The following is a 3,512-nucleotide window of genomic DNA, read 5'->3' as shown; positions in this document are numbered from 1 at the left end:
CATTTTCGAGAGACCTCGACCTCTATCCCGGCAACGACGCGCCAACCACCTCTACACCCTCATCTGTGAAGAGCCCCTTTAGTTTTGTTGCTGAATTCAATGCGCCAAACGTTAAGAGCGTCTCTCTCACGTTTTTGGGCATCAGAGTTCGATCCCGACCGATAGTCCTCGATGGAGGTGTATTTTCCCGGGTTCCCCACCGCCGGATGAAATACATTGTATGAACCATCACATACATACGCGCGATATCCGTCAGGAGTAGTCGCAATTTCGAGGACGTGGAAATACTCGTTGCCGTAAAATGGGCCGTTGCCGAAGTTGATGTGTTCATCAATGGCAGGCCTTATCCATTCGAGTTGGAACGGCAGTCGGTTCCATTCCGCGGCAGCCGACCCACTGCTAGCTGGGATCGGAATTTCGGGTACCGCACGCTGAAATCCTGGGTATACCGTGTCGATCGTTTTGGTCATGTAGCCGACGCGATAGGACTCAAGATACGCCCGCAACGGGACCGCGGGACCCGTCAGCAAATCGATGCCCGGTTCGGCTGTCCAGCGGAACCTCAAGCCGTCGAGTTCGTTGGGCCAATTGGGAATCTTGGTCTTTGCGGCTGGTGGTGGTGGTGTTGCCGCGGGGTGACTCGCACAAGCCCCGAAAGTCGTCACGGCGACGAGGAAGGCGAGAAACGAAGCGAACTGTTTCATTGAATACTTCACCTATGCTAGCTGCCGAATTTCGGTGGTTGGTGCGGAAGCGTCGATTGGTAGGTGTTCTCTGCTCCGTTTAGATCACTGGCAATTTCACTTCCGAGATAGCGCTGAACAGTGCTTCTCAAGACGCCTTGATCGTTGACGTAATCCTGGTAGGTGGGAAATCCATTTGGGAATAGGTTTCGGTCACCGTAGCCTTGCTGGAACAGCTGTTGAGCAATCTGATACTGCGTCGCGCCGCCACTGTTAACCGGAATGTGGGGCACCACCTGCTCCTCAGGCTGCTTGCCAACCAGCATATCTTTGAGCATGGCATCACCGCCCGGAATATTGCCGAGATCATTGATGACGGAGTTGACGCCCGGAATCGAACTACCCGCGGTCTTGAGAGCGTCATAGGCGGCAGATTTGTCGTTATAGATTTCGAGAGCGCGAGCGTGGTCGAGAGCACCTTGTTGTGCGTGCGACATACTGGAGGCGACATCGTCGAGTCCCTGGAGCCGACTGGCAGCGTTGAGCGCATCGACATCAGGGGTGTTGTGACTGGCGATGGAGTCGGTGAATTGCTTGTGGTAGCCCAGCCGATCCTGATCAATCGCGGCGTGCAGGGTTTTGGCGGCTTCGGGATCGGACTCCAGGATGCCGAGCAAGTCGCGGGTGTGCGGCATATTCGCGTCTGTGCGGTCGTCTAGCGGCGTGAAGCCACGGCTGTGGTCAAGGTTGTGCCCCATCATGTCATCAAGGAACGGCGTGTTCGCTTCGGACAAAGCGCGAACCAACTCGGGATCGGCCTTGCCGAACATTTCATTTGTCCGGTAGACCGGCCCGTCACCATGCCAATGGTCCTTGGGTTCGAGGGCAGTCATGCTGGTGAACTCTTTGCCATGCGAACCGATGTACTGGTCGAACGCGTGCACGGTTTCACCGGCTCGGGTCGCAGCACCGAGTTGTGTGGTGTCATTGGCAACTGGCGCCAGTCCATGCAGTAGCGTGCCGGCGGCTGCGCCGCCGTCGTCCCAATGGTGCCGCAGCAGGTTGCTGATGTACTCGTTGTTGGGCGACTTGCCATCTGCGCCGGCCACCAAGTCGTGCACGGCCCAGTGATCCCGTCCGGCCGCTGACAACATGTCTTTGAGCGCCGGATTGGCCGATAGCTCCCATCCCTGCTTGTACGTCCCGTCCGGAGCCCCTTTGAGGATCTGTTCGGTCTGCTTGAGCACTGACCGGTCCAGGTCGGAGCCGTGCAAAAAATCGGTGCTGCCTTTCATCATGATGGCGGCCAGGTCTCGGCGATCTTGAGCATGGATATCGCCAGGACTTGACGGCAACCCGGCGGCCACGTTCTTGATCCCAGTCGGCAGCCGATCCAAGCCACCTTTGATCCCGCCGCCCGCAGCTTGCACCTTCGGATCGGACAGCATCTGGAGCCCGTTCATGAGATTTGCGCTGGCACCGGGATTAGTCTTGTCGAGCTGGTCCATCATGGCTCGCACCTGCTGAATGTTCTTGCCGTCCAGGGACCGAGCCAGCGAGTTCAGATAGTCCATTTGCGATTGCGGCAGCTCGAGCTTGCCCGCCTCCCACGCCTTGATCTGCTCAGGGGTCAGCTGCGTTGCGGCTTTGAGTCGATCCAACTCTTCCGGGGTAAGTTTGCCGCTACTCAGGGCATTGCCGTCCTCGGTGCCGTCTTTGCTGGTCGGTGCTACCTGCCCTCCGGTGCCGGTCCTGATGGCATTGGCGAATTCGAAATCGGCTTCCTGACCCTCAGACAGGACCTTCTGCATCTGCTTTTGCAGGTCACCGAACTTCATCTCCGCAGCAGCCTTGGCTTGGTCGGTCAGGAAACTCGTGTTAGGTGGAGAGATGGTATTGGTGGCCTCATCGATGTGGCACGCGGGTTGCTGCTCGGCGTAGTTCACCAGAGCGTTCAGATCGGTGACCGTCTTTTGAGCCCGTTCATGGGCTGCGGTCGCGGCTGCGACCATGGCCATGTCTTTCTCATGGGAGGCATCGAACGCACTAACTCGGCGATTCAAGGCATCGTCGGCGGCGTCGCGCGCGGTGCCTTTCCACTGTGTTGCATCCCGTAGCGACTTGATTTCGCTGGCAGCGTCCGCGCTGCCATTGGCGCGTTTTTGCGCCGCGTCACGAAATTCATCAATCAGCTCGGGCAGCTTGCGCAACTGAGCCAATGTCAGCCCCACCTTGGACCCGGCTTCTACAGCGCCGAGCCGGCAGCGTCGATGCTGTGCCGCCCATCGTCATCGGCAGCGGTGTACTTGGTTGCCGCGCTGCGGTGATGATCAGCCAGCCCGATCATGTCCTTGTGATGGGCTTGCGTTTCCTGTTCCCAAGTGCCCAAGACATCAGCGATAGCCGCTCCGGACACACTGTCGCCAAAGTGCGGCAGCACGCGGGCCACATCAGCGTGCGCCGTCGAGTGCTCCGTGTGCACCGCAGAAGCGGCCACGTCCAGACGCGCTGCTCGGACGTGCAAATCGTCCACGCGGACCCGTAACTCGTTTCCCGCCATGACCTAACCCCCAAAACCCGTGACATATGCGGAATGCCCCCAACCGCAACGTGCATCAAGGCTACCTGAACCGCCCCAGGTTTGATGCCGCTGCTGTTTGAGTCCGGAAGGATGAGCAGCATGCCTAAGAAGATCGATCCTGCGTTGCGTGACCGTGCGGTGCGGTTGGTGACCGAACATCAGCAGGAGTATTCGTCGTTGACCGCGGCCTCCGAGGCGGTCGCGCGCCAACTCGGCGTGGGCAAGGAATCGGTGCGTCGCTGGGTGGT

3 protein-coding genes and 1 pseudogene are annotated in these 3,512 nt (G+C 58.9%); 1 reads left to right on the top strand and 3 read right to left on the bottom strand.

The features are described from left to right. Positions 1-59: 59 nt before the first annotated feature. Genes ACJH6J_RS30205 through ACJH6J_RS30195 form a run of 3 tightly spaced genes read right to left on the bottom strand, consistent with a single transcriptional unit; the run spans position 60 to position 3,243 of the window. Positions 60-704: a hypothetical protein gene (locus ACJH6J_RS30205; RefSeq protein ID WP_406805019.1), complete on the bottom strand. Its 645-nt coding sequence runs from the start codon at positions 702-704 to the stop codon at positions 60-62. 17 nt (positions 705-721) lie between these two features. Then, complete coding sequence (locus tag ACJH6J_RS30200) at positions 722-2,914, bottom strand: hypothetical protein (protein ID WP_131808655.1); 2,193 nt, start codon at positions 2,912-2,914, stop codon at positions 722-724. A 14-nt stretch (positions 2,915-2,928) separates the two neighbouring features. Further along, on the bottom strand, positions 2,929-3,243 hold the full coding sequence (locus ACJH6J_RS30195; protein ID WP_064857733.1) for a type VII secretion target: 315 nt from the start codon (positions 3,241-3,243) through the stop codon (positions 2,929-2,931). A gap of 120 nt (positions 3,244-3,363) precedes the next feature. Between ACJH6J_RS30195 and ACJH6J_RS30190 the strand changes: the two are divergent. After that, a pseudogene (locus ACJH6J_RS30190) lies at positions 3,364-3,512 on the top strand (IS3 family transposase); the annotation flags it as partial.

It is taken from the genome of Mycobacterium sp. SMC-18, from assembly GCF_045310895.1.
In the GTDB taxonomy this organism is placed as follows: Bacteria; Actinomycetota; Actinomycetes; order Mycobacteriales; family Mycobacteriaceae; genus Mycobacterium.
Note: the sequence above shows the minus strand (reverse complement) of the source record. Positions and strands in the feature narration are given on the sequence as shown.

Bases quoted from the DNA above. Each gene is read 5' to 3' on its own strand.
- ACJH6J_RS30205 (WP_406805019.1), bottom strand. From the start codon at position 704: ATGAAACAGTTCGCTTCGTTTCTCGCCTTCCTCGTCGCCGTGACGACT.
- ACJH6J_RS30195 (WP_064857733.1), bottom strand. From the start codon at position 3,243: ATGGCGGGAAACGAGTTACGGGTCCGCGTGGACGATTTGCACGTCCGA.